General features: G+C 48.4%; 26 protein-coding genes. 19 read left to right on the forward strand and 7 right to left on the reverse strand.

What is annotated here, in order from left to right:
- Positions 1-39 precede the first annotated feature (39 nt).
- The gene (locus AC3Y23_RS18995; protein ID WP_379201798.1) at positions 40-966 is read right to left on the reverse strand and encodes a C40 family peptidase; all 927 of its coding nucleotides are present in this window, start codon (positions 964-966) and stop codon (positions 40-42) included.
- 330 nt (positions 967-1,296) lie between these two features.
- Between AC3Y23_RS18995 and AC3Y23_RS19000 the strand changes: the two genes are divergently transcribed.
- From AC3Y23_RS19000 to AC3Y23_RS19040, 9 genes are all read left to right on the forward strand, one after another.
- Positions 1,297-2,373: an ABC transporter substrate-binding protein gene (locus tag AC3Y23_RS19000; protein WP_379201800.1), complete on the forward strand. Its 1,077-nt coding sequence runs from the start codon at positions 1,297-1,299 to the stop codon at positions 2,371-2,373.
- 58 nt (positions 2,374-2,431) lie between these two features.
- Entirely contained in the window at positions 2,432-3,355 is a 924-nt protein-coding gene (locus tag AC3Y23_RS19005) for an ABC transporter permease (protein ID WP_379201802.1), read from the forward strand.
- On the forward strand, positions 3,348-4,142 hold the full coding sequence (locus AC3Y23_RS19010) for an ABC transporter ATP-binding protein (protein WP_379201804.1): 795 nt from the start codon (positions 3,348-3,350) through the stop codon (positions 4,140-4,142). The genes AC3Y23_RS19005 and AC3Y23_RS19010 overlap by 8 nt, the downstream gene beginning before the upstream one ends.
- Positions 4,143-4,341: 199 nt before the next feature.
- On the forward strand, positions 4,342-5,133 hold the full coding sequence (locus tag AC3Y23_RS19015; protein ID WP_379201806.1) for an SDR family oxidoreductase: 792 nt from the start codon (positions 4,342-4,344) through the stop codon (positions 5,131-5,133).
- 200 nt (positions 5,134-5,333) lie between these two features.
- Complete coding sequence (locus AC3Y23_RS19020; protein WP_379201808.1) at positions 5,334-6,050, forward strand: MgtC/SapB family protein; 717 nt, start codon at positions 5,334-5,336, stop codon at positions 6,048-6,050.
- 86 nt (positions 6,051-6,136) lie between these two features.
- Positions 6,137-7,126 carry an aldose 1-epimerase gene (locus AC3Y23_RS19025; protein WP_379201810.1) on the forward strand — a complete coding sequence of 330 codons (990 nt, stop codon included), beginning with the start codon at positions 6,137-6,139 and terminating at the stop codon, positions 7,124-7,126.
- 337 nt (positions 7,127-7,463) lie between these two features.
- On the forward strand, positions 7,464-8,132 hold the full coding sequence (locus tag AC3Y23_RS19030; protein WP_379201812.1) for a TraX family protein: 669 nt from the start codon (positions 7,464-7,466) through the stop codon (positions 8,130-8,132).
- Positions 8,133-8,223: 91 nt separating this feature from the next.
- Positions 8,224-9,741 carry a copper amine oxidase N-terminal domain-containing protein gene (locus AC3Y23_RS19035; protein ID WP_379201814.1) on the forward strand — a complete coding sequence of 506 codons (1,518 nt, stop codon included), beginning with the start codon at positions 8,224-8,226 and terminating at the stop codon, positions 9,739-9,741.
- Positions 9,742-10,012: 271 nt separating this feature from the next.
- Entirely contained in the window at positions 10,013-10,612 is a 600-nt protein-coding gene (locus tag AC3Y23_RS19040) for a nitroreductase family protein (protein WP_379201816.1), read from the forward strand.
- Positions 10,613-10,741: 129 nt separating this feature from the next.
- Here the strand turns inward: AC3Y23_RS19040 and AC3Y23_RS19045 are convergent, their stop codons facing one another.
- Together AC3Y23_RS19045 and AC3Y23_RS19050 are read right to left on the reverse strand one after the other, a co-directional pair.
- On the reverse strand, positions 10,742-11,899 hold the full coding sequence (locus tag AC3Y23_RS19045; RefSeq protein WP_379201818.1) for a peptidylprolyl isomerase: 1,158 nt from the start codon (positions 11,897-11,899) through the stop codon (positions 10,742-10,744).
- 196 nt (positions 11,900-12,095) lie between these two features.
- Positions 12,096-12,434 (reverse strand): LytTR family transcriptional regulator DNA-binding domain-containing protein, encoded by a 339-nt coding sequence (locus AC3Y23_RS19050; protein ID WP_379201820.1) that lies wholly within the window; start codon positions 12,432-12,434, stop codon positions 12,096-12,098.
- Between the two features lie 218 nt (positions 12,435-12,652).
- On the opposite strand from AC3Y23_RS19050, the gene AC3Y23_RS19055 reads away from it, so the two are divergent.
- Entirely contained in the window at positions 12,653-13,774 is a 1,122-nt protein-coding gene (locus tag AC3Y23_RS19055) for a lactonase family protein (RefSeq protein ID WP_379201822.1), read from the forward strand.
- 117 nt (positions 13,775-13,891) lie between these two features.
- Here AC3Y23_RS19055 and hfq read toward each other — a convergent pair whose 3' ends face one another.
- Positions 13,892-14,113, reverse strand: a complete 222-nt coding sequence (hfq, locus tag AC3Y23_RS19060) for an RNA chaperone Hfq (RefSeq protein WP_217492827.1) — start codon at positions 14,111-14,113, stop codon at positions 13,892-13,894.
- Positions 14,114-14,284: 171 nt separating this feature from the next.
- Here hfq and AC3Y23_RS19065 point away from each other — a divergent pair, with 171 nt between their 5' ends.
- Positions 14,285-14,872 (forward strand): phosphatase PAP2 family protein, encoded by a 588-nt coding sequence (locus AC3Y23_RS19065; RefSeq protein WP_379201825.1) that lies wholly within the window; start codon positions 14,285-14,287, stop codon positions 14,870-14,872.
- Positions 14,873-14,923: 51 nt separating this feature from the next.
- Here AC3Y23_RS19065 and AC3Y23_RS19070 read toward each other — a convergent pair whose 3' ends face one another.
- Entirely contained in the window at positions 14,924-15,415 is a 492-nt protein-coding gene (locus AC3Y23_RS19070) for a hypothetical protein (protein ID WP_379201828.1), read from the reverse strand.
- Between the two features lie 632 nt (positions 15,416-16,047).
- On the opposite strand from AC3Y23_RS19070, the gene AC3Y23_RS19075 reads away from it, so the two are divergent.
- The 3 genes from AC3Y23_RS19075 to bcbE all read left to right on the forward strand — a co-directional run bounded on the left by AC3Y23_RS19075 (position 16,048) and on the right by bcbE (position 21,770).
- Positions 16,048-17,076: an FUSC family protein gene (locus AC3Y23_RS19075; RefSeq protein ID WP_379201830.1), complete on the forward strand. Its 1,029-nt coding sequence runs from the start codon at positions 16,048-16,050 to the stop codon at positions 17,074-17,076.
- An 890-nt stretch (positions 17,077-17,966) separates the two neighbouring features.
- Positions 17,967-20,315: an RNA polymerase recycling motor HelD gene (gene helD, locus AC3Y23_RS19080; RefSeq protein ID WP_379201832.1), complete on the forward strand. Its 2,349-nt coding sequence runs from the start codon at positions 17,967-17,969 to the stop codon at positions 20,313-20,315.
- A gap of 174 nt (positions 20,316-20,489) precedes the next feature.
- Positions 20,490-21,770: a bacillibactin exporter BcbE gene (gene bcbE / locus AC3Y23_RS19085; protein WP_379201899.1), complete on the forward strand. Its 1,281-nt coding sequence runs from the start codon at positions 20,490-20,492 to the stop codon at positions 21,768-21,770.
- 146 nt (positions 21,771-21,916) lie between these two features.
- Here the strand turns inward: bcbE and fsa are convergent, their stop codons facing one another.
- Positions 21,917-22,564, reverse strand: a complete 648-nt coding sequence (gene fsa, locus AC3Y23_RS19090; protein ID WP_379201834.1) for a fructose-6-phosphate aldolase — start codon at positions 22,562-22,564, stop codon at positions 21,917-21,919.
- Positions 22,565-22,834: 270 nt separating this feature from the next.
- Here fsa and AC3Y23_RS19095 point away from each other — a divergent pair, with 270 nt between their 5' ends.
- Positions 22,835-23,284: a hypothetical protein gene (locus tag AC3Y23_RS19095; protein ID WP_379201836.1), complete on the forward strand. Its 450-nt coding sequence runs from the start codon at positions 22,835-22,837 to the stop codon at positions 23,282-23,284.
- A 72-nt stretch (positions 23,285-23,356) separates the two neighbouring features.
- Complete coding sequence (locus AC3Y23_RS19100; RefSeq protein WP_379201838.1) at positions 23,357-23,848, forward strand: GNAT family N-acetyltransferase; 492 nt, start codon at positions 23,357-23,359, stop codon at positions 23,846-23,848.
- Positions 23,849-23,851: 3 nt separating this feature from the next.
- On the opposite strand, the gene AC3Y23_RS19105 is transcribed toward AC3Y23_RS19100, so the two are convergent.
- Positions 23,852-24,049, reverse strand: coding sequence for a hypothetical protein (locus tag AC3Y23_RS19105; RefSeq protein WP_379201840.1), 198 nt, complete (start codon positions 24,047-24,049; stop codon positions 23,852-23,854).
- A gap of 321 nt (positions 24,050-24,370) precedes the next feature.
- On the opposite strand from AC3Y23_RS19105, the gene rpiA reads away from it, so the two are divergent.
- Genes rpiA through AC3Y23_RS19120 form a run of 3 tightly spaced genes read left to right on the forward strand, consistent with a single transcriptional unit; the run spans position 24,371 to position 25,977 of the window.
- On the forward strand, positions 24,371-25,057 hold the full coding sequence (gene rpiA, locus AC3Y23_RS19110; RefSeq protein ID WP_379201842.1) for a ribose-5-phosphate isomerase RpiA: 687 nt from the start codon (positions 24,371-24,373) through the stop codon (positions 25,055-25,057).
- Complete coding sequence (locus AC3Y23_RS19115) at positions 25,054-25,518, forward strand: VanZ family protein (protein WP_379201844.1); 465 nt, start codon at positions 25,054-25,056, stop codon at positions 25,516-25,518. The genes rpiA and AC3Y23_RS19115 overlap by 4 nt, the downstream gene beginning before the upstream one ends.
- 18 nt (positions 25,519-25,536) lie before the next feature.
- On the forward strand, positions 25,537-25,977 hold the full coding sequence (locus tag AC3Y23_RS19120) for a GNAT family N-acetyltransferase (protein WP_379201846.1): 441 nt from the start codon (positions 25,537-25,539) through the stop codon (positions 25,975-25,977).
- Positions 25,978-26,039 lie beyond the last annotated feature (62 nt).

Here is a 26,039-nt window from a genome sequence, read left to right on the forward strand (position 1 = left end):
ATCTCCCAAGTCTCCCCTTTTTGTGTTTTAACATACGCGCTACAACACCCGCTGCATATGCAAAATGACATGGCTCCAATAGCCGGTATCCAGCTCACTGATCTGAACACCAGGATCTCCCCAAGTATGGATGAACTTGCCGTCGCCAATGTAGATGCCGACATGACCTGGAATGGCATTACTTTCAAACCGTCCGGGAACGGTGAAGAAGACCAGATCGCCAGTCTGCAGTTCGTTCCGATTTACACGTGACCCTAGATTATCCTGATCCTTGGCCAGACGGGGCAGATTCAAACCGAATTTTTTGAAAACATGCTGTGTAAAGGAAGAACAATCGAACTTTTTACTTTCTTCGTAAGGGGCAGCACCGAACTCATAAGGGACACCCAAAAAGGTTTTGGCGTATGACACAAGCTCACTGCTCTGTGAAGGTGAGAGACTTTGGATTTTTAACGGCCTGGATAGCTGGTTCTGACCTGCTTCAACCTTGGAATCTTTTACCGTTGGCGTTGCGATATTGATCTCCCCGCTGTATGGGTTCCAGGCCACTTTGGTCTGGAGTAGTTTGGAAAGCGCCTTGGGCGTCACATAGATCTGGCCGTTGCGGAGCTGAGGGGCATCGCTCAAAGAAACCTTTTCACCCAATGACAGAACTTCAGTTGAACCTGGGCGAAGCTTGTACATCACGTCAGTGTAACCTATGCTGGTATATCCACCCGGCTTATTTGCCTCCTTCATTTGGTAGCCAATGGAGGCCACAGCAGGGGAGAGCGGAATCCAGAACTTGCCGTTGGCATCGGTGATTTTGGCTTTCTCATAATAGCTGGTTGCAGGTGATCCGTCGGGAGTCAGCGATCTTACTTTTGCGGTGTCTTTGGCCTTATAATAACCGCAGGCTGTACAAACCATGACAGTGCACAATATAAGGGCCGCTACAGCCCTATATTTATGGGGATGTTTCATCATATTACACGCTCCCTATCGTAAGCTTTAGTTTTAAGTTTGCGCAGGGAGCTCTTTTTTATGTAAGTCCAAGGTAATACATTGCAACCTGCAGGTTGTGTCAGATATTCTCCATTTTTAATGGAACTTTGTTAGAATATTGTTAAATGTGAGCGTGTTATAAGTGATTGACGGATATACAACCTCCATATAATATAGGTTTAATAGATTCGCATGTGTCGCTGTGAGATTCGTGTAAGCTTTCGCTTTAGTGCATTCATCTATAAAAGCGATAATGCTTTACCACTACTTCTGATGCACGCGCTGATACTGTACAAGAAAAGGGGTTATCTAATGAAGAAAAAGAATATTTGGCTAAGCTTGAGCCTGAGTATGCTGCTTGTGGCAGCAGGCTGTGGTTCTGGCAACAACAATGCGGCCGTCAATTCGGGAACTGGTGGCAATTCGGCGGGAAGTGCTGCAGCTACAGAAAATACGGGCAGTGGGGACGCCAAGAGCTACAAAATTGCCATCTCGCAGTATGTTGAGCATCCATCGCTTGATGCTACACGTGAAGGTATTCTGGCTGCACTTAAGGATGCCGGAATTGTTGAAGGCAAGAATCTGAAAGTGGATTTTGAAAATGCTCAGGCTGACCAGGCGAATAACTTGTCCATTGCCCAAAAGATCGCAGGGGAAAACAATGATCTTGTATTGGCGATTGCCACACCTTCTGCACAGGCGGTAGTACAGTCCATCAAGAACGATACACCGATTCTGTTCGCAGCTGTTACGGACCCGCTGGATGCGAAAATTGTTAAGGATCTCGATCATCCGGGCGGAAATGTCTCCGGGGCATCCGATACGAATCCGGCAGCAATTACTGAGCTAATGGATTTCATTGCCGCACAATTCCCGAATGTGAAGAAGCTGGGTCTCGTTATTAATGAAGGCGAGCCTAACGCAGTAACGATGGCGGGAATAGCCAAGAAAGCGCTCGACCAGCATGGCATTGAACTGGTTAAAGCGGCGATTACAAATACTTCTGAGGTGAAGCAGGCTGCTGAATCGCTCGTTGGCCGTGTCGACGCGTTGTATGTCACACTGGATAACACCGTGGTAGCAGGGATTGAACCGATCATCCAAACGGCAAATGCCAATAAGCTTCCTTTCTTCTCCAGTGATCGGGATACGGTCGAGAAGGGTGCTTTTGCCACAGTAGGCTTCAAATACTTTGACCATGGCTACCAGGTTGGCCAGATGGCTGCTGAAGTGTTGAAAGACGGCAAAAAACCGGGGGACATGAAGGTCAGCATGCAAGAGAAGCTTGATGTTATTTTGAACCTGAAAGCGGCAGCAGCACAGGGCATTGACGTTACCGACGCGATGAAGAGCGCAGTCAAAGACCCGGCTAACAGCATTATTCAATAAGACATGACATGGGGGCGGTTCTGAGGAACGCCCTTGCCGCTTAGGGAGGAAGTCAGCGATGATGAATTCAATGCTTGGTGCTACGGAACTGGGCTTACTTTATGCTTTTATGGCTTTAGGGGTATACATTACTTTTCGCATATTGGATTTTCCAGACCTTACGGTGGATGGTAGTTATACTACCGGTGGCGCAATAGCCGCTGTTATGATCTCGCACGGGTATTCGCCTTGGTTGGCAACGCTGGCTGCATTGGCTGGAGGAATGGCGGCAGGCATATGTACGGGACTGCTGCATACCAAGGGCAAGATTAACGGTCTCTTATCGGGTATCCTGATGATGATTGCCCTGTATTCGATTAACCTGCGTATTATGGGCAAACCCAACGTGTCGTTAATGGGTGAGGATCTGATATTTGGCTCCTTGAAGAATCTGTTGTACGTCATGCCGTTCGTGGTTCTTGCCGTAAAGCTGTTAATGGACTTATTCCTGCGTACCGATCTCGGCTTGGCCCTGCGGGCTACGGGAGATAATGCGCGAATGATTCGCAGCTTTGGTGTGAATACAGACAACACAACAATTCTAGGTATTAGTCTGTCGAACGGGATGGTGGCACTGTCAGGTGCTCTGATCGCTCAATACTCCACGTTTGCTGACTCCTCTATGGGGATTGGGATGATCGTCATCGGTCTGGCTTCAGTTATTATTGGTGAAGCAATCTTCGGTTCGGGGAGTGTATTCCGGGCAACACTGGCGGTTGTTCTGGGGTCTATCGTCTACCGGATCGTGGTCGCACTGGCTTTGCGAGTGCCGTGGCTCAATGCTTCGGATCTTAAGCTCATTACAGCTGTTATCGTCATTGTTGCGCTGGTATTCCCTTCGATTCAGCGTTACTTGAAGCAGAAGAATGTTGGACGTAAGCGGACGGAAGAATTGGCTGAGCAGGCGCTCCGCAGCAAGAAAGGGGGTGCTCTCGATGCTTAAACTGGACAATGTATCGAAGCTGTTTAACCCTGGAACATCTGATGAGAAGATTGCGCTGCTTGGTATTGATCTGGAGCTTCATCCAGGTGATTTTGTGACCATTATCGGCAGTAATGGGGCTGGAAAGTCAACGCTGATGAATATTATTTCCGGGGTAATGAAGCCTGATCTTGGCGAAGTGCTGATTGAGGGCAGCTCAATCAGTGGCCTGCCTGAGTTTCAGCGCAGCCGCTGGGTTGGGCGGGTCTTCCAGGACCCGATGGCAGGCACGGCTCCGCATATGACGATTGAAGAGAATTTGGCGATGGCCTATAAACGAGGCAAGAGCAGAGGTCTGAGCTTTGGAGTTAATGCGGCGAGACGGACAATGTTCCGCGAGCAGCTAGAGCGTCTGGGCATTGGCCTGGAGAATCGGCTGCGGGCCAAGGTTGGGCTGCTGTCAGGCGGGGAGCGGCAGGCGCTCAGCCTGCTGATGGCGACGTTCACGCAGCCGCAGATTCTGCTGCTGGACGAGCATACGGCAGCGCTTGATCCTGCCCGTGCGGAGCTGATTACGAAGCTGACGGAATCCATTGTTCGTGAAATGAAGCTGACCACCTTGATGGTCACCCATAACATGGAGCAGGCGATTCGCCTTGGGAACCGGCTGATTATGATGGATAAGGGATCGATTATTCTCGATATCGATGCTAGCCGGAAGCAGGATTTGACCGTGGAGCGCCTGCTGGGAGAGTTCGAGGCAATCAGCGGGCATAAGCTGGCAGATGACCGGATCGTGCTCGGCTAATGGTGAATCAAAGCCGCGAGCCATAGGCAATTAATAGTAGACAAAGAGGTAGGGATGCAAGGTCCGTTAAGGAGCTTATATTCCTGCCTCTTTGCTTGTACAAAAGATAATCTGTCGATTCATGAACTCGTATGCGAGGTAAAGGTTAGGGAAAGAACTGAACTTGAAGCTTGCAATACGATAAGGAGGATGAATAACCATGGCAGAGAACCAGTTGAAAGGTAAAGTAGCGATAGTGACAGGTGGGGGCTCGGGTATAGGCCGAGCGGCAGTGATTGAGTTCGCCAGACAAGGGGCGAAGGTTGCTCTATTGGACCGGACAGTGGATAAGGCGGAGCACGTTAAAAAGCAGGTGGAACAGGAGGGTGGCCAAGTTCTAGTCATCGGATGCGACATTGGCGATCCCAAGCAGGTGGAGGCAGCAGTCAAGCAAGCGGCTGAGGCTTGGGGACAACTGGATATTGTCTTCGCCAATGCGGGTATTAATGGCGCCTTGGCACCGATTGAGACAATGGATATCGAGAGCTGGGATCAGACGATTCAAATTAACCTTCGCGGAACGTTCGCTACCGTGAAGTATGCGATTCCCTATTTGAAAGCAAAGGGTGGCAGCATCATCATTACCAGTTCGATCAACGGTAACAGGGTCTTCTCCAATATTGGATTTTCTGCATATAGCACAACTAAAGCCGGGCAGGTGGCCTTTATGAAGATGGCAGCGCTGGAGCTGGCCCAATTCAAGATCCGTGTTAATGCAATATGCCCGGGAGCGATCAAAACCAACATTGATAAAAATACCTTTCCTGCAGATGATTTAGGTGAGGTGCAAATTCCTGTGGAGTTTCCCGAAGGGGATCAGCCGCTGGAAGAGGGACCGGGAAGTTCAGAGCAAGTCGCCAAGCTCGCACTGTTTCTGGCCTCCGACCACTCGGATCATATCACGGGTACAGAAATTTACTGTGACGGGGCAGAGTCACTGCTTCATGGCTAGTTCCGACTAATTCGACCTATCCTTGCATATGATGAACCGAATGTATTTTCCTTCCTGGAACTAGAACGGATTTCCGCCCCGCCGCAGATTAACGGTGTACCAGGCCGTGCCTGTCAGGGGTTGAAATACCGTTTTTGCTTATAGAAAGGGGGAGGGGTTTCAGTTATAATGGATTATCTGTGAGGAGAGGAGGAGACAGGATGGAATTACATTATGAATCGATTATTAAACTCTGCGTGGCCATGCTGTTCGGGCTGTTCATCGGTATCGACAGACAGATTAAGCAGAAACCGCTGGGAATTCGGACCAGTATGGTCATCAGCATTGCGAGCTGCTTGGTTACGCTCGTTTCTATTCATGCGTTCGACAAGTTCGCTGGACCCGATCATCCTAATATGGACCCGATGCGGCTGGCTGCGCAAATTGTGAGCGGGATCGGTTTTCTGGGGGCAGGCGTGATTCTGCGCAGAGGAGGCGATGCGATCTCCGGACTGACCTCAGCGGCGTTGATCTGGACTGCTTCTGGAATCGGGATTGCAGTAGGCGCAGGATTCTACGAGGAAGCGGCTTATGCGGTTGCACTGCTGATGTTTGCTGTGAATGCCGTTCCCCACCTGATTAAAGCGATCGGGCCACAGGTGCTTAACAAGCATGAGGTTTCCGTCAAAATCATTATGGAGCCCAATTACGTTTTGACAGATGTCATCCTGAAAATTGAGAAGCCAGAAGCTGTATCACAGAAGCGGCCGAAAGGCTATGTCAGAACCATTCGTCGCATAAAAATCAAGGATTTGGATGATGGCAGACAGCTGATTGACATGGTTCTGTCTACGCCGGATCGAGATTATGCCACGGAAATCTATTATGATATCAAGAAGATTGAACATGTTATGAGTGTGGAAGTGGAGCAGTTATAAAAGGTCATGTTAACGCTTGCGAAGTTGTGGTAATCTAACAAGTGGAGAGTATTTCTGAAGGTACTGAAGGGAGACTGTACACAATCATGTCGATTACAGCATTTGAAGGGCATTATGAAGGCGAAGCCGCCATTTGGCTTAAAGCCGGGCGTTATGAAGCGGCTCTACTACCGGGGATCGGTGGCAATTTGATTTGCTTCCGTGATACCGAAAACGGTTACCGTTTCCTGCATGAGCCAGGAGCGGAAGAAATGGAAGCGTTCAAAGCGAGTCCAGGCATTCATGGTATTCCGGTACTATTTCCACCTAACCGCTACGAGGATGGTAAATTTCCATGGAAGGGACAAACGTATCAGTTCCCTGTGAATGAAGCGGCAACCGGTAATCACTTGCACGGGTTTCTTCATACAGCAGCCTGGGAGGTAGAGGAGTTCGGTAGCAGCAAGACAGAAAGTTTTGTTATCGTCAAAATAAAAGTGGATGAGAATCATCCCTCCTATGAATATCTACCTTTCAATTATACAATCAAGCTGCGCTACAGCCTCGGAGAAGGCGGTTTGTCCCAGCAGCTGCTGGTACATAATGACGGCACAGAGGAAATGCCTTGCCTGTTGGCATTCCATACAGCGATCAATGCACCGTTCGCACCGGGTAGCACGCCACAGGACTACCGGGTGAAGCTCACGCTGGGACAACGCTGGGAGCTGAATGAACGGATGCTGCCTACCGGATCATTCCAGGAGCTGCAGCCCGAAGAGATTCAATTGCGTGATGAAGGGGTAAATCCGTTCTATGCTTCAATGGATAATCATTACACAGCCGTAGCACAGAATGGACGTAACCGGATGGAACTGACAGACAGTCAAGCTGGCGTTACGCTTGTCTATGATGTGGGTACCTCCTACAAGCAATGGATGATTTGGAACAATGGCGCGACAGAGGGCTTCTTCTGCCCTGAACCGCAGATTAATCTTGTTAATGCTCCGAATGTGGATCTTCCGGCGGAAGAGATCGGCTTGTTCAGCTTGAAGCCGGGCGAATATTGGGAAGAGACTAGCCGTTTATATGTAAAATAAAGTAGAGTGTTTCTTCATAAATAGTATTTGGCAGATAGGTCTTAAGGGCCTAGGGTGAAATAGAAACCGCTCTTTTGAAAATGGGCACAGAGACCCTGTGTCATTTGGAGAGCGGTTTCTTACGTTTGTATCTCCCACACATACTGGGTTCTTCGCCGCGTTTATATTTCACTGCTTTAAACTGTTATTGTGCGTGTGAGATTTGCGTCTTTACGTAAGATTTAGTTAGTATGAATTTTACATATTAGTAGAGGGGACAGGCTTGCGGTTGATGATAAACCATTGGATAATAGGGTGAAAATCAATCCGTCCCTTACCGAGCCGAAGGAGGAGTGGGATGCAGATTCTTGCAATGGTGACCATGTTGATAGACCATATCGGCGCCATTTTTTTTCCGAGCGAAATGACTTGGAGATATATAGGTAGAATTGCTTTTCCAATCTATTGCTATGCTCTTGTGCAGGGACACATCCATACCTCATCCCGATCCAGATATGTGCTGCGGCTGCTCCTCATCGCCCTGCTTGCCCAGATTCCATACAATCTGGCCTTGAATCCGGGTGGATGGAATGTCGTATTTACATTATTGCTATCGGTGCTTGTGCTGATCGTACTGGACAAGCTGCCCAGTCCCTGGCTGGCTGCACCGGTTGTTGCTGCTGCTGTACTGTTGATGGAATATTTCCCGCTGGATTATAACGCTTACGGCTTGTTGCTGGTCCTGATTTTTCGCTATACGAGATCGCATGGACTGGTGCTGGCACATCTGGCACTCAATATATTCTATCTATTCTACTACGGCTGGCTGATACAAATGGCGAGTCTTGTTCCGACCTTGGCTATTGTATATGCACCAGCCATATGGACAACACTGCAGCATCGTCGTGTGCCCCGCTGGGTATGGTGGTCTTTTTATCCGGTACATCTAGCGGTGTTGGCTGTGGTGAGAGGGCTGGTGAACGGTCAGTGGATGCCTATAGACTGGACGCAACTACTTAAGCTGTAGTGGTATATCATCGACAAGAATAGCGTTTACAAATCTTGGCTCAGTTGAGATAATGAATTGATTTCACAAAATTCAGAAGAGGAGACATGCTATGAGAAAAATCAAATCAAGAGCCAAATGGTTTGTACCATTCATTGCGCTGCTACTGGTTCTGGCAGGTTGTCAACCTGTCGGCGGATTCGACGTTAACAAGGCGCTGCTTGGAGATTTGGATGTGAAGTCGTCCGAATTCAGCACGAAGCTGTCCTTGGCTGCTGTACCGTCTGACGGAATTAGCCCAGAGGATCAACAGATTGTAGATCTTATTAATTCATTATCTTTGAATGTAAGCAACCTGAAGGTGCAGGATAATGGTGATATCTCTGCCAAAGGAACTGTGGGCTACAAGAAGCTGAACTTGCCGTTCGCATTCTTCTTGGATAAAGAAGCGATTGTGCTCAACGTAGAGGGGGCCAAGCAGCCGTTCTACTTCCCAGTTACTTCTTATGAGAAGGAATTTGGTGTAGAGGGTCTGGACCCAGCCAAAGCACAGGATCTGTCCAAGCTGATTACAGAATTTGTAGTTAAGAATCTCCCGAATCCGGGTGTAATTAACGTCTCGAACGTTAGTGAGGCAGTCTATGGCGAGCAGCTTAATCTGACTAAGCTACATGCAGAGGTGACAGGCCAAGAATTGCCTGCGCTTCTAAAAACGTTCCTGAAATCGATATCCAAGGATACTGAGGGCTTCACTAATTTGATCAGCGGTCTCTATGACTACCTGTATCCGATTGTTAAGGCCTCGGGTGTTAACGCAGATGACTACCTCAATCTTGGTCTCGGCGATCTTCCGCTGGATGATAAAGAGGGTGTTGTAACCGTTCTGCATGATGCGGCGAAGTTAGCTGTAGATTCCTTGCTACTTGTCTATGACAAGCAGCTTGATAATCTGTATGAATACGAACCTGAATTGAAAACGGTGCTGAGTAAGGATACTAAGCTTCAAGTTGACCTCTATGTCGACAGCAGCCTTCATATCCGTAAGCAGAACGTCGATCTGAAGATCGCGCTTCCGCAAGTGGATGGCATTCCGTTGAAGAGTATTTCTTTGAAGGCCGAGTCACAAGCCTGGAATATTGGGGGCAAAGTAACGGCTGATCACCTCAGCAAGGATGGTGCCCTGGATATTACTAAGGTAAGCTTGACACCAGGGGAGACGCTGAGAAGCTTTGAACCAGAGTCAGATGTTTATCGCTTGCTCAAGGACGAAATCGGCATCACCAAAAAGACACTCGTGATTGCTCCGGATGATGATTATTACTATCCGGTTGTGATTGACAACACTACTTATGTTCCGCTGCGCTACTTGGCACAGGACTTGGATGCAACCATTAAGTGGGATGGAGCAACCAGAACGATTACCGTTACTGACGATCTGCAAGGTGACCAGTTGGTATTTAAAGTCGGTTCTGCCCAAGCTACGCTGAATGGACTCAAGATTAATCTTGGTAAGGCTGTATTTATTGATGAGTACGGCGATGCCAATGTGCCACTCCGTGTTCTGGCCGAAGCTCTGCATGGCAAGGTAACCAGAGACAAAGAGGGCTGGATTTACATTAATCGCGATTAGTACACATAATGAAGTATAGGTAAGAAAAGCCGTCTTCACTGCAAAGAACTTGCGGAGAGGACGGCTTTTTGTGTGTTCAAGAGGACCTTGACGCTGCGGTTTATATCCCATTTTCCTAATGGTGAATAATAAAGTGCGGGTACAGCGAAAATAAGCAATGAAAAGCATTCATATCCGACAAAAAAAGTAGAGTATTACTGTTGCAAACCTCGAAAAAAAGTGCTATGATGTAAAAAAGTAAGCAACTAAAATTAATGGAGGTAGTTATTTTATGTCTAAGAACTTTTTTGAAGCCGTTAAAGGTAGACGTTCCGTATATGCCATCAGCAAAGAATCCCCGATTTCCGACGAGAGAATCAAGGAAATTGTTGAAGAGGCTGTACTACATAGCCCATCTTCTTTCAACTCCCAAAGCGCTAGAGCTGTAGTTCTGCTCGGTGAAAATCATGATAAACTTTGGAATATTGCGGAAGATGCTCTTCGCAAAATCGTTCCGGCTGATCAGTTCGAAGCGACTGCACAAAGACTGGGTGCTTTCAAAGCCGGTTACGGCTCCGTGTTGTTCTTTGAAGATCAAAACGTTATTAAACAACTTCAAGAAAAATTTGCAACCTATGCTGATAACTTCCCGCTTTGGTCTAACCAATCTTCCGGTATTCTGCAATTCGTAGTATGGACTGCATTGGCGGAAGAAGGTTTGGGTGCATCCTTGCAGCACTACAACCCGCTGATCGATGATGAAGTGAAGAAAGAATGGGGCATTCCGCAAGAATGGAAGTTGATTGCTCAATTGCCGTTCGGCAAGAAAGTAGCTGAACCAGGAGCAAAAGAATTCCAACCGATTGAAGAACGCGTGAAATTTGTTAAATAAGAATAAGGCGGTTGCAATCGCTAATTCTTGTCCATAAGATTAACAACAAAAAGCCTCCATTCCCAATACTAGGGGATGGAGGCTTCTTGTAAGTGCAGACACGATGTAGAAACGTGCCCACAGTTATTTTTACTGCTTCGCAGGTGCTTCTGTTGCTTCCGGAGTAGCGTCCTTCTTGGCATCAGTCAATGTGTTGGTGATTTTAGCTTTCTCTGTGATATCCTTCAACCATGTAGAGGACAGTTCAGAGATCTTCTGGGAAGTGAGAGTTTTGCGAATCTCATCCTTTTTCTCGTCCAGTGTATATTTCTTGGCTTCCTTGCGGTCGGTTACCTTGATGATGTGATATCCGTATTGGGATTTCACCGCACCGCTCGTTTCCCCGACTTTCAGCTTAAATGCTACATCAGAGAACTCAGGCACCATGTCGCCGCGTTTGAAGAAGTTCAGATCTCCACCGTTATCCTTGGAGCCAGTGTCCGTGGACTTTTCCTTGGCAACTGTGGCAAAGTCTTTGCCATCCTTCAACTCTTTGAGGACTTCATCCGCTTCTTCTTTGGTTTTCACCAGAATATGGGAGGCACGTACTTCTTCTTCAGTATCGAAGTGCGCTTTATTTTCATCATAGTATTTCTTAATTTCATCGTCCGTAATCTTCACTTGTGGCTCAAGGATTTTCCGCAGCTCTACCTGGAGCGGCATTTGCTTCTTAAGATCATCCAGAGTCATTCCGCTTTGGGCCAACGCGCTATTGAAAGCTTCTTCGCCCCCGAATTGGGCCTTCAGGTCTGAAAGTTCTTCAGCAATGTCAGCATCGGTTACAGTGATATTGGCTTTCTTGGCTTCCTGTGAGACCAATGTTGTGGTGATCAGGGATTGCAGAGTAGATGGCCCGCCGGCTTCTACCATCTTGTCGTAAAGCTGGGACTTTGTAATATTCTCACCGTTAACCGTTGCTACTGCTGTATTGTCGTCTCCCTTTTGGAAGGGGGGCTTGATCAGAACAATAATGAGCGCGGCAGCCAATACGATAGAGGCGATCATCCAGCCTTTTCCGTTTTTAGGGGCTGCAGGTGCTGGCGGAACAGTCTCGCCGATTTTGTTCATCACGGGAACGCTTTCTTCATTTTCCAGTATGACCGGTTCAGCAAGCTTGTCCTCTTGAACGGTCTCAGAAGGGGTGCTGCCCTCGATAACTGTCTCGTTTACAGCTTCGGGAGAATCCAGTTCTTCCGCCTTACCGTTGTTTTCCAGGTGTTCATTTTCATTCAAATCTTTTTTGTCCATTAGAATTAATGACTCCCTTCAATATAGGTGATGCCTGTCTTTCTACAACTTTACCAGAAATCGTGCTTCCAAACCTTAAGAAAGTATAAAAATGCACAATTTCTTTTTAAGTTTTCATTAAGATACGGAAAAAAGCCGGAAGACTCATGGGATCATGAGCTTCCGGCTTTTTGGGAAAAGAGGGTTCGTTGTCTCCCTAAGCGCGCCGTTTGTTGAGCAAATGGCGAATGCTTTCCTGTTTACGTCTAGGTACACGGACATTTTTGGCGTATGCACCCATTTCTCCGAAGTAGATACAATCATCAGTGATGGAGCTAATCTTGTTAAGATTGACGTAACAGCCTCCATAGACCTGGTAATAATTCGGATTGGATAACAAGCGTTTAAGTTGCTCGGCAGTCATTCTTTTTTTAATGTTGTAGTTTCTGCCGTGAAAGATGACCAAATCATGGTCTCCGACCTTAAAGAACAGAATGTCCGTCTCCACCTCGAAGTCCTCATATACGTTTCTGGCTTCCAGCAGGATGCTACTCATTCATGTTCCCCCTTTATAAGGATTAAAAAATAGATGTTAGCGCTTTCATTATATCATAACAAACAACCGGTGAAAAGCCTTATTTTTAAAATAATTTACGACATTTTTAACGTTGTATTTGTCATAGACGCTGAAAAACTGTAAATTAATAAGGATAGCTGCTTGTTCATCAGCGGGCAAAAGCCTTAAAGAGAACTACTATGGAGGAGGAACATGAAATGAGTGAACATAACAGACTTTTATTGTATACAGGTGCCTATGCCAGTGCAGAGGAGAACGGTGTTCAGGTGTTTGAGTTTGACGGCGGGGCTGGAGGTACTATTAAACTGCTGGATGCGGCTCAAGGTATCACAAACCCAACGTTTGTCAATGTAGACCCGGTAAGGTCACGGCTCTACGCTATCGGCGAGCAGCCGGACGGAAAAGGCAGTAAAGAAGGGGAGATCGTGACTTTCGCGATTGATCCACAGACCGGTGAGCTAACTCGTTTGGGCGTCATCGCCACTATGCCAGCAGCAGGTGGGAAACAGGCGACAACCTGCCATATTAGCCGTGAGCCGCAGAACGAATTCTTAGTGGTGTGCAGTTACCATGGAGGAACTGTTGGACTGGTATCACTGGATGCTCAAGGCCTTCCGGTTGCCTTGACGGACACAGCCGTACATAGCGGACATGGCGCCCATCCGGAGCGTCAGGACCGTCCACACCCGCATTCGGCTATTTTCAGTCCCGATGGCCGGTTCTTGTTCGTATCGGATCTCGGACTTGATCTTATCCGTACCTATGTCATCAACCGTGATAAGAAGACTCTGGAAGCGCAAGGCGATACCGTGCTTCATCCTGGATCGGGTCCACGTCATCTGGCCTTTCATCCAGACGGTAAATCCGCTTATGTGATTAACGAAGTGGATTCTACCATTACTTCATTTACATACGACAGTGAAACAGGCACGCTGCAGGCGGCTGTTACAGTCCCTACGCTGCCCGCAGATTTCACGGAAGAGAACACTTGCGCGGAAATCGCCCTGACGCCGGATGGCCGTTATTTGTACGGTTCTAACCGTGGACACGATAGCCTCGTAGTATTTGCGGTTGATGCTGCAACAGCTGGTCTGACACTGGTAGAGCATGTCTCTACGCAAGGCGGTCATCCTCGCCATTTCACGTTGACCCCGAACGGCGCATATCTGATTGTTGCTAACCGGGACGCGAGCAATCTTGTTGTTTTCTCCGTGGATAGTGGCAGTGGCAAGTTGTCCTTCACAGGGAACACAGCGGAGTTGTCCAAGCCCGTCTGTGTGAAGCCAGCCTTTCTTCCATCTCAGACGGCTGGGGTGTAATACTTGATTGAACCCTTCACATCCCAGGGAAAAACAAAGGGAACACCGGACAATACCGGTGTTCCCTTTGAATTGAAAAGGTGAAACATTGGATGGAGATTACTTTTAATGGAGACCTTATTTAAGAGAGACAGGCTTGAGCGGAACAATGGTGGAGATCGCCGATTTGAAGAGGATATTCTGCCTTCCATCACCCTGGCCTTGCAAGGAAATGGTGTAGGCGTCATATGCGGTAACAAGACCCTGCATTTTGACCCCGTTAGTTGTAAAAATCGTTACCGGCACTTTTGTTGAGATCACCTGGTTCAACAAACGTTCCTGCAGTTTTAGACTTTCCACTTTGGCAGCACTCCATCTTCTTTAGATTCAATTTCTCTAGCAAGTATACCACGGGAAGACCTCCAAGGAAATGTGGTTTGCTGCTTCATGTACAGAGGGGGATTCACACTGAATTACCAACAATGGCCCAGAGGGTATCGTTTTTTTATATGGTTTGCACTAGTTTTCGGGTTGATCGCCGCATGGGTGACACTCGGTGATGTCTCTTATTTTGACAATCCTATCATTCATGCCGTGCAGTCTGTGGAATCACCAACATTAACAGCGCTGGCTAAAATGCTGTCTCTGGTGGGTTCCTCCAAACTTGCAATTGGCATATCTGTATTGACTATAATTCTGCTCTATTTCCTGCTCAAGCATCGGATGGAGCTGCTTTTGTTCATATGGGTTGGCCTGGGCTCGCAGCTGCTTAACTCGTTAATGAAGCAATGGTTTCACAGAGAACGACCCAACATCCACCGAATTATTCAGGAAGTAGGGTACAGCTTTCCAAGCGGACACTCTATGGCAGCATTCTCTTTGTATGGTGTAATTGCCTATTTGCTGTGGAGGCACTTGAATAGACGCCGAGAACGGGCTATACTGGTTATTCTTGCCGTATTGATGACGGGCGGTATTGGATGGAGCCGCATTTATCTCGGAGTACATTATCCCAGTGATGTCATTGGCGGTTATGCAGCAAGCGGGGCTTGGCTGATGTTGTCTATCGGGTGGTTTGAATCCTATCGTTCCAGAAGAAAGCGCACAATTGCAGCTTGACAGACAACAGGCGGGAGACCCCGAGAACAGGGTACCCGCCTGTAGATATTGTTAGATGTTGTTGCGGTGAGGATCAACCGAACGGTCCTGATATTGTCCGGCCTGCCCGATTCGCTGTTTGAGAATAGCCGGCAAGCCGACTTTTAGCTTCTGGGCTTCGGTATCGGTGATCCGGCCCTCCGCAAGAGCTTTGTATAGCCTCTGGCTGGCGGCTTCACTTAGCTTTTGCACATATTGCGCTTCGTTCCAGCCCTTTTTTTCCTGAGCGAGAGCATATAGTGTCTTACCCGACTTCAGATTCTTGACAAGCTCTGACCGGTCCATCTCCAGCAGCTTTGCTGTTTCGGTAATGATGAAATGGCCGCCGCCTGTGCGGAATTTCCCGTCCTTGCTTTGGTGGTGATGAGGTTCACGGTGAATTTGTGGGGCATGGGATGGTGTAGCATTCTCTGCTTGGACGCTGCTTGGAAGCGTCAGTGTGGAGGCTGCAGTGAACAGTAGTGCAGCTGCGCACACTGCTATTTTTGAGACAGATTTGTTCATGGAATCACCTCTTGTAGATTTTTAAATTGTCAGGCTCTTGAACTAGTATCCCCCAAAAGCTGAAATGATCCTGAATAGAGGCTTAAAAGAGTCTAAATTTCGTCAGCTTGCTCCAGGGATAATGATGTTTGTACTATAATGAGAATGAAGTATAAGAGACGAACATAAGAAAGTAACGAAAAGTGAGAAGGAACAAAGGGGAAAGTTTGGAACAGCAAGAGCGTAGCGATCGCATTTGTCACCGGATTTCAACCGCTATATAAGATGAACAAAAGAAAGTAACGAAAAGCGAGAAGGAGCGAAGGGGGAAGTTTGGAACTGTAGGAGCGAAGCGCTTGCCTGAAAGCTTTCCGCAGGAAAGCTCGCACCGTAAGCCTAAGCTGTCGTCAGATTTCAACCGCTAAAAGCGGTTTATAAAAGAAGAAATCTGGCGACAACAGCGACCGGAAGTCCAAACATTCCACCGTAGTGACGACCGAGCCTTACGTTAGGATATTAAGTTCAACTGATTTAGAAGCGGTTATAAGAAGAAATCTGGGGACAAGAGCGACCGGAAGTCCAAACATTCAACGGAGTGACGACCGAGCTTCACGTTCAGATCTTATGATTGTCAAAATGAAGGAGGGATGGATTTGGCTTTTGGAGCCCGCATTCTTAAAACAGGGATGGCAGTTACCCTGTCCTTGTATCTGTCTGTGCTGCTGCAATTTTCATCTCCAGTCGGCGCGGCGATCGCTGCTATTTTCGCCATGCAGCCTTCCATTTACCGATCTTGGCGCTATTTCCTGGACCAGATTCAGACGAGTACAATGGGGGCGGTGCTGGCCTTGCTGGGCGGTATGCTGCTGTCGAATGAACCGATTGCGGTAGGACTTGTATGTATTCTGGTCATAATGATTAGTATGAAAATGAAACGGGCCGACACCATTGGCCTGACGCTAGTTACTGTAATTTCCGTTATGGAAGCATCGGGGCAATGGGAATTCGCCCTAACCCGTTTTTTGCTTACGCTGACGGGGATCATCTCGGCCTTCTTAATTAATATAACTGTATTTCCACCGAAGCCTCGCAAGCAGTATATCCAGCAGATTGAGAGTGTCTTCGCGAGTCTGTCGCTATTGTTAAGGACTTGTGTGTCGCATGAGATGAAGGAAAGTGTGTTCCGTGATGAGAAGCATGCACTGGAAAGCTCGATCAAATCACTGTCGGACAAATACAGCCTGTTCGAAGAGGAGCAGAAGCAGCTCAGGCGGGCCAAGTACAGCCAGACCAGGCAAATGGTCGTTTACAAGAACCTGCTGGCTTCACTACTGAAGGGATACGCGGTACTGGAGGCGGTGGATCGTCATTATTTTCAGGCGGAGCGTACAGAGGAGACGGATCGGTTGTTTGACCATCATCTGGAGCTGCTAATCAAATATCATGAGCATATTCTGTTGAAATTCGAAGACAAGCTGAAGCCAGGAGCTACCGAATGCAAGACGCTTGTGGAAGAGAACGACAAGTTCCTGGAGGCGGCCATCGAGGGGTACAACAGCGAGAAGTTCGGTCAACTGCGTCTTTCTGTCGTGGCCGGAGCTATCTACGATTACGGATATCAACTGGAGCGTCTTGATAAAGTAGCGGATCAGATCCACCGGATGTCGGAGGAGAAGGAATAGCTTTTCCGGGGAAATTTTTCGTTCGCGGAGCTTCCAGCCAAGCTAAAACATACAGTTTATTCAACACCAAGGGGGTGTCCTAAACAGCTATTTCATAGCTTTTGGGACATCCCCTTCATCATCAGTGCTTGCCAAAAACAATTGCTTCAGCAGATTGAAGCTCATGCCTGAGGGCTAACGGACCCTATCGTCGTTATTTGCCCATGAAGCAGCTTCTAGAACATGTAACGGACTCAGGGGACGCTATTTCCTCCCAAACCGTGGATTTCACACAGGATTTCTGCTCATAACGTCTCTGGAGTCCGCTATTTTCTGGAACGGTCGGTGGTTAGGAAATACGGTCTCTAGGGTCCGTTACCATACGGAATTAGGAGTAAGTACTGGCTTCGAGCTAGATCCATAAATCTAATGATGGATTTTACAGAGTGACATGAGCGCAGCGATGCGATGTCCCATTTTGTTTATCGTTACTGCGCTTTAGCTACAGTCCCAGCTCCTGAGCTTCAGGTATGGGTTTGAACTGGGCTTGCTCTATGGCAGAAAATTTTTGAATTGGTATGATATAGCTCTCCTGATCGTAGCAGGTTTTATGGTTATATCTTTCTTTATGAAGGGAACCGTTCACTTCTGGGACAACCGCTTTCTGCTATCTTCCGAATTGAGTGCATTCAACAAAAAATCCAGTCCCAAGGGACTGGATTGACGATATACATATTCTATAATGTTACTCTGTAAGAGAATAAAGTTACTATTCAACTTGAAAAAACAAGATGGAATTGATACAATATAAAAACGCCAGATGAGAAGAATTTGTGGAAAAACACAATTATTCAATATGATTTTACCATGAAGAATTTGAAATGTCAACCTTCAAAAGGGGATGAAATGAAGTGGAAAACCAGCAAGAAGAATGGAAAGAAGAACAGGAGCGGGTAACCCAGGTAACTCAGATTTTGTCGGGGCATATTCGGCAGTTATCTGAGGAGCTGGGATTGCACCGGACCGATGTGGTGGATATGCGTAAAGAATTCTGGGAAGAGGTAACCGTCAACTTCAGCAGTCCCGATGATTTGGGTGAGACCTCAACCAGCTTGCGACAGCAAGCGCAGATTCTTAACGAACGGGAACGCCATCATCTGCAGTCCAGCAAAGCTCTAAAAAAATATAAAAAGCTGGTGGTCTCCCCTTACTTTGGTCGTATAGATTTCTCAGAGGCGCCAAGCGGTGCAGCAGAGCAGATTTATCTAGGTATTGGATCACTTATGGAAGATGACGGCCATTTCCTGATCTATGACTGGCGCGCCCCGATCTCAAGTCTTTACTATGACGGAGCACCAGGACCAACTTCCTATGATACCCCGGGCGGGATCATTTCGGGTAATATGGAGCTGAAACGCCAGTTTGTAATTGATAACGGGACTATTGAGGTTATGTTTGATACTGGGATGACCATTGGGGATGAACTGCTGCAGCAAGTGCTCAGCCACAGTGCGGATGACAAGATGAAGAGTATTGTCGCTACGATCCAGAAGGAGCAAAATGCCATCATCCGTAATGATAAAAGCCGCATGCTGGTGGTTCAGGGAGCGGCCGGCAGCGGTAAGACATCGGCAGCGCTTCAACGGGTGGCTTACTTGCTCTACAAATACAGAGCGGTACTACAGGCTGACCAAATGCTATTGTTCTCGCCCAACCCGCTTTTCAACAGCTACGTCTCCACCGTCCTGCCTGAGCTGGGCGAGGAGAACATGCAGCAAACCACGTTCCAGATGTATTTGGCACATCGATTAGCCCAAGAGTTTCAACTGGAGGATGTCTTTAGCCAGACGGAGAGTCTGCTGAACGCACCCGATGGCCCTGAAGCTCGTATCCGCAGGGAAGGTATTCAGTATAAGTCCTCGGTAGACTTCCTGAATGCTATTCGCCGTTATGCCTCCATGCTGGAGCAGAAGGGGATTCAGTTCAAGCCGGTCGTATTCATGGGGCGCATCGTGGTCACCAAGGAAGAGATGGCGGCTCAGTTCTACAGCTACGATTCAGCGATTACACTGGCCAATCGCGTGGAGCTAATGATTGGATGGCTGCTCAAGAAACTGGCGGCGTACAGCCACGAGGAACGAAACTCGGAATGGGTAGAAAATCAGATTGAGCTGCTGGATTCCAGCGATTATCACCGGGCTTACCAGATGATGCGGCGCAAGAAGCGGGCGACAGAGAACAGCTTTGACGATTTTGACACGGAAAAAGAGGTCCTTGCCCGCTATGTGGTCAGTCAGCGGCTGAAGCCACTTCGCGGCTGGATCAAGCGCGGGCGCTTTGTGGATGTTAAAGCCCTGTACAGCAAGCTGTTTAGCGACCGTGAGTTGATGGAAAGCTTGAACGATAGCCCGCTGCCTGCTGAGTGGGACGAGATTAGTCGTCAAACCTTATCTGCGCTTGCAGAGAATCATCTTTATTATGAGGATGCCACGCCATTCCTTTATCTGAAGGAGCTGAGTCAGGGCTTCCGGACCAATACCTTGATTCGGCATGTGATTGTTGATGAAGTGCAGGATTATTCACCGTTCCAGCTGGAATTTTTGCGGCGACTATTCCCGCGGGCGAAAATGACGGTGCTTGGTGATCTCAACCAGGCGATTTATGCCCAAGGTGAGGTGCTTGGTGAGCTGGGCAATCTCGTGAGCATTTATGGGGAAGAGAATACGGAAGTCATCTCGTTGACGCGCAGCTACCGCTCGACGTATGAGATTGTCGAGTTCACAAGGTCGATGATTCCTGGTGGAGAGCGGATCGTGCCGTTCAACCGGCGGGGCGAAGAACCGCAGATTCAAGTGGTGTCAACCGGTGTGGAGCTGCTGAGCGCGGTGGAACAGGATATTTTGCAGCTGCATGCTCAGGGATATCATTATGTGGCAGTTATCTGCAAAACAGCTGAGGAGTGCGAGCGTGTTCATGCTGCACTTCAGGACAGACTGCCGGTAAGACTGGTGACGAAGGATACACCGAACTTCCAGAAGGGTACGCTGGTGCTGCCGGCTTACTTGGCAAAAGGTGTGGAATTCGATGCCGTCATTATTTATGATGGATCGGACCAGCAGTACAATCGGGAGAATGAACGCAAGCTGTTCTATACGGCTTGTACCCGGGCGATGCATTTGCTGCATATTTATTGTCTAGGACGTCCCAGCCGCTTCATGCCGACATCGAAGACAGAAGCGATCACGGCTGGTACCCCGTAAAATATCGGAATCCAAATGTTAAAACACTTAAAAAACCGCCTTCTCTCAGCGAAGTGCGGTTTTGCTTTTTTTTACAGTCTATAAATGGCTGTTTATTTGGATCATAGTGTATAAAGGGAGAGGAACAAACCACAATAAAGACTAATGCCAACTAAGATAAAAGGTGGTCAGTCCATGAAGGAGAAAAAATGGGATCTGGTTGCACTGGCTTCCATTCCGCTGATAATGACGCTAGGCAACTCCATGCTGCTGCCAATTTTACCGCAGATTGAACGTGCGCTGAAGATCAGTTCTTTTCAGGTCAGCATGATCATCACGGTTTATGGTCTGATTGCGATTTTAATGATTCCAGTTGCAGGTTTCTTATCCGACCGCTATGGACGGAAAGTTGTGATACTGCCAAGTCTTATGATAGCTGCCGTAGGCGGGGTTGTGTGTGTGATCGCAGCCTGGTTTATGAAAGGGCAGAGTGCGTATTGGGTGATCCTTTCAGGGCGATTATTGCAGGGAATCGGTGCGGCTGGTGCTTTTCCAATCGTGCTGCCGTTCGTGGGGGATTTGTTCAAGGATGAGAAGGAGGTCAGCAAAAGTCTGGGGTTGATCGAAACCTCCAATACTTTAGGGAAAGTGCTTAGCCCGATCCTGGGCGCATATCTGGGAGTACTGCTGTGGTACGCGCCCTTTATTGCGATTCCGTTTCTCTGCCTGCTTTCATTTGTGCTGGTGCTGTTTCTGGTCAAGCCGCCCAAACGGGAACAACAGGCCGCAGAGGAGAAGCCGACCCTTCGTAAGTTTCTGTCCGGGATCAAGCAGATTCTGCAGACAAGAGGGCGATGGCTCTATGCGATATTTGCCATTGGCTGTATTTGTATGTTCGCGACCTTCGGGGTGCTTTTCTATCTGTCAGAGATCCTGGAGTCCAAACATTCAATGCATGGAGCAATGAAAGGGCTGGTGCTGGCGATCCCGCTAGGTATGCTTTGTCTTGCTTCCTATGGCAGCGGTAAGATCATTGGACAGAACAAGACCTTGATGAAATGGCTGGGTTTTAGCGGGATGGTACTCTTGACGGGGGCCATGATTGTTACTGGCTTCAACAAGGGGATATACATGATGGTAGGGTTCCTGACGGTGAGCGGCATCGGCATCGGCGTAGTACTGCCTTGCATGGATGCCTTGATTACCGAGGCTTTCGAAAAGGAGAACCGGGGGACGATCACCTCACTATATAGCAGTATGCGGTTTATCGGGGTGGCGCTGGGGCCGCCGGTGGTTTCGCTGCTGATGCCACAGGGACACTGGGTGTTATTCGGTACCATGGCCGCGCTGGGCGCTGTAGGGGGATTACTGACATTATTCGCCGTAACGCCAAGTAAAGAAGATGGTGGACAGGATGAAGTCAAGAAGACAACGAAGTCTTTATCGATCAGGACTCAGCGGGCACGGGCACGTTAAGCTATGAGAAGGAGACTGGGATACGCCTCACGTAGTTCTCTTAGCTGTGCGCCCTATGAAAGAATGCTAATCAATAATGATACTAAAAAAGCCCTTGTCCGGACATTCCGACAAGGGCTTGATGTTTACCGTCAAGTGAAACTATTTTAAGCTTTTGGGACCGTCTCCCAGTCCTTTAAGAAACGCTCGATACCGTTATCGGTCAGCGGGTGCTTCCAGAGAGAAGGCAGGAGTGAACCAGGAATTGTAGCGATATGCGCACCTGCCAAGGCGGCTTGCTCCACATGGGCAATGTTACGGATGCTGGCTGCGATAATTTCGGAAGTCAGGCCGTAGTTGGTCAGGATAGTCTTGAGATCTCGGATCAGCTTCAATCCGTCCACGCCGATATCATCCAGACGTCCTACGAATGGGCTGATGTAGGTGGCGCCGGCTTTAGCGGCCATCAGTCCTTGGGCAGCGGAGAAGATGAGCGTCACATTGGTTTTAATGCCTTTTTTCGTGAGCTCATAACAAGCTTCCAGACCATCCTCGGTCATAGGCAGCTTGATTACAACGTTCGGTGCCCACTCAGCGATTTCATAAGCTTCCTTCAGCATTTCGTCTGCCTTCAGGCCGATTACCTCAGCGCTGACAGGCCCTGGTACGATCTCGACGATTTCTTTGATAACGTCTTTGAACAGTCGGCCTTCTTTGGCGATCAGTGAAGGATTTGTTGTTACGCCATCCACCAAACCGAGGCGGGTGATACGTTTGATCTCTTCAATATTCCCTGTGTCCAAGAAAAATTTCATTGCTGATATCCTCCCTTGATTTTGGCTAGCCGCTTTCATGTTTTATTATGAAACATGACCGGAAAAGTTTCAACTGTTATTTTGAATATTTTAAAATGACTTTATAGGATTTCTCCCGTAGTCTCTGTTATTATGGTTCACTGAAAGGTAAGACATACAGCAGGAGAGGCTTACAAAATCATATGTTTGTAAAATCCCCATTCCCGTCTCTCTTGCTGCCGTGATAAGATAAAGGCAGTGTTGTTATTCAGGGATGGACGGTGAGGATGGATGATCCTGGCGGTATTGGCTGCTGCACTTCTGTTGCTGCTGGCTTCGGGATGGCTTGCTTATCAGAACAGCCGGCTGATTGCCGGACGCAAGGTGAACGGAGCAGCAGTGCATACACCGTCCCGGCGTTATTCTGTGTTTAGCCAAGCTGCACCGGCCCAGATGGGGAACTCTGGGGGAGGAGCATTATTCAGCTTGAGGTTTCCTCTGAAATCCTCCGCATCAGTGACTGAGGAGCAGGAATATGTCTGGATTACATTATGCAGGGATGATTCAGGGCAAGGAGAAATGCTATTGCCGGATGCAGAGGGTTATATGCTGAACAGGATCAGGCAGTTGGCTAGTCAGGGGCAGCCGATCGAATATGTTGCCTTTATGGAAGAGGGAGTCAGTGACCTTGAGCAGGAGCTGATCCTGAATTTGGAGCAGGCGGTAAAAGGAGCAACCTAGCTTGCAAATCAGCGTTAAGATAGCATACAGGTGATCATGAAGAATTGTAGAAGCGGGATGGGGAAGTGACGTATGCTACCTGGTACAGAATTGGAATTTGTAGTTGTAGCTCCGGATAACAAAGAATTGCGGGAGCTTATTGTCTCCCTGGATGAGGAGCTGCTGGAGCGGTATCCGCACGAGACGATTTATGTCGTGGATTTTAGCGATCCCAAGGTTCAGGAGATGACTTTCGTTGTGGCGTATGTGAACGGGCAGCCGGTGGGGTGCGGCGGGTTGCGTCCGCTGGATTATCTGGATCCGGGGAGAAGGGCAATGGAATTGAAAAGATTCTATGTAGATTCCAACTGCCGCAAGATGGGGGTTGCGACGCGAATGCTGTTGTTCCTCGAAAGTAAAGCCTTGGCCGCCGGGTACAGGGAAATCCTGCTGGAGACCGGGATTAAGCAGCCGGAAGCCATTGGGCTGTATGTCAAGCACGGCTACCGGCCAATAGACCTGTTCGGCCCTTATGTCGGTGATCCCGACAGTCTTTGCTACGGCAAAACGTTGATAGAAGAATAAGCGTCAGGCGTGATATTTGCCAACTGGCGCGTTAAGGACCCATTCCAGCATTAGAATCATATCTTCGAGTCGTACAAGCTGGGCCTGCAATGAAATCCGCTGGGTATCATCCGCTGCCAAAGGCGCAAGGCGTGATTCCAGCGATCTGCGTTGCAGGGTCAGTTCATTGATTTTGGATTGGATTTGGTTCTCTGTTCTCATCTTGCTCCTCCTGGAGTTTGGTTATATAAGATGAACTTAAGATCCTAACATAAGGCTTGGTCGTCACTACGGTGGAATGTTTGGACTTCCGGTCGCTGTTGTGTCCAGATTTCTTTTTATAAACCGCTTCTAGCGGTTGAAATCTGGACACAGCTTATGCTTCCGATGCGAGCTTTCCTGAGGAAAGCTTTCAGGCGAGCGCTACGCTCCTACAGTTCCAAACTTCCCCCTTCGTTCCTTCTTGCTTTTTGTTACTTTCTTTTGTTCATCTTATATAGTTTTTGTATCATAATATTATAACGGAAATGTGGAGGGAATAAAATGAGCGTCAATGTAAAGCAGCTAGCGGCAGAAAAAGCAGTAGAATTTGTGAAGGATGGCATGAAGGTCGGCCTTGGTACTGGTTCGACAGCCTACTGGGCGATTCGCAAGCTAGGCGAAAGAGTGGCTGAAGGGTTGAAGATTACAGCAGTCGCCACGTCACAGGCTTCCGAGGATCAGGCACGTGAACTGGGTATTCCACTAGTGGGTTTCGGTGACATTGACCGCCTGGACCTCACGATTGACGGGGCGGACGAGTTGGACGGCAAGCTGCAATTGGTCAAAGGTGGCGGTGGCGCCTTGCTGCGCGAGAAGATTGTTGCCATGGGAAGCGAGCGCATGATCGTGGTTGCTGATGAGAGTAAGGCGGTGGAGACACTCGGCAAGTTCCCGTTGCCTGTAGAGATTGTTCCATTCGCTTGGGAATGGACGCTGGGTGATCTCGCCAAGCTCGGCTGCGAGCCGGTGTTGCGCCGTAACGGCGAGGAGCTGTACAAGAGCGACAACGGTAATTACATTGCCGATTGCCATTTCGGAGCAATCTCTTCGGCGCCAGAGCTGGCCAAGGCATTGCAAGGCATACCGGGGGTTGTGGAACACGGTCTCTTCATAGGCATTGCCGACTGTGCAATTATTGGCAAAAGCGATGGCAGCATTGAGGTTATTGAAGGAGATAAGCATCGTTGAGATTCCTTCCAGAATCCGGACCCAGGCGTAGACGTAAGCGCGTGGTGCAGGCTGTTCAAATTTTATACAGTGCTATGCTGCTCTACTGGATGTTCCTCGGTTTTGGTCGTGAGGTGCATACGGGTGGACCCTGGCGATATAATCTGGTACCATGGAAGACCGTGTCTCTTTATCTGGATATGGGGAACCGCCTTTCTCTCTGGAATCGGGCGGTGAACTTGTTGGGTAATGTGGCTGTGTTTGTTCCGTTTGGGTTGTTATTGCCCTTGATTTGGAACAAGCTATCTTCTGCGGTCAGGCTGGCGCTGGTCATGATCCCTGTTATTCTGCTGCTGGAATGTCTGCAGATGCTTCTGCATGTTGGAAGCTTCGATGTGGATGATCTGCTGCTGAATATGTTGGGAGTATGGGCTGGCTATGCTGTAATCCGGCTGGGGAGAAGAACTGGAAGGAATTCATAAGATGGAGGGATTACATACATGCTGATTGATTTAACACCACGCATCGGAACACCTGAAGTGAATGAACTGCTGGAGTACGCGGTGATTGGAGAGCCGGAGGCTCTTCAGCAGACTTCGGAGGAATACCGCAATTCATCCGGGTTGCAGTTGTTTGGCTGGGAAGAGGAAGAATTGCTTCTTGGTCTGGTAGGATTTGAGGAAACAGAAGATGGCTCACTGGATATCCGTCATATTGCCGTACTGCCGGAGAATCGGGGCAAAGGGTATGCGCGTGGAATGATTTTGGAGCTGCTTACTGCTAGAGAGCCGCGTTACTTGCTGGCAGAGACCGAAGATGAGATAGCGGCCGATTTCTACCGGGCCCTGGGCTTTATGGTCTATAGTCTCGGTGTGAATGCTGCCGGAATTGAGATGTTTCGCTGCGTATATGAGGTTGAAGAATTTGAGGATGAGGAATAACCTCACCCTGAACGACATAGAATGGCAGGCCAAGGAGTTTTGTTGGCCTGTCATTTTTTTTC

It is taken from the genome of Paenibacillus sp. MAHUQ-45 (genome assembly GCF_058133325.1).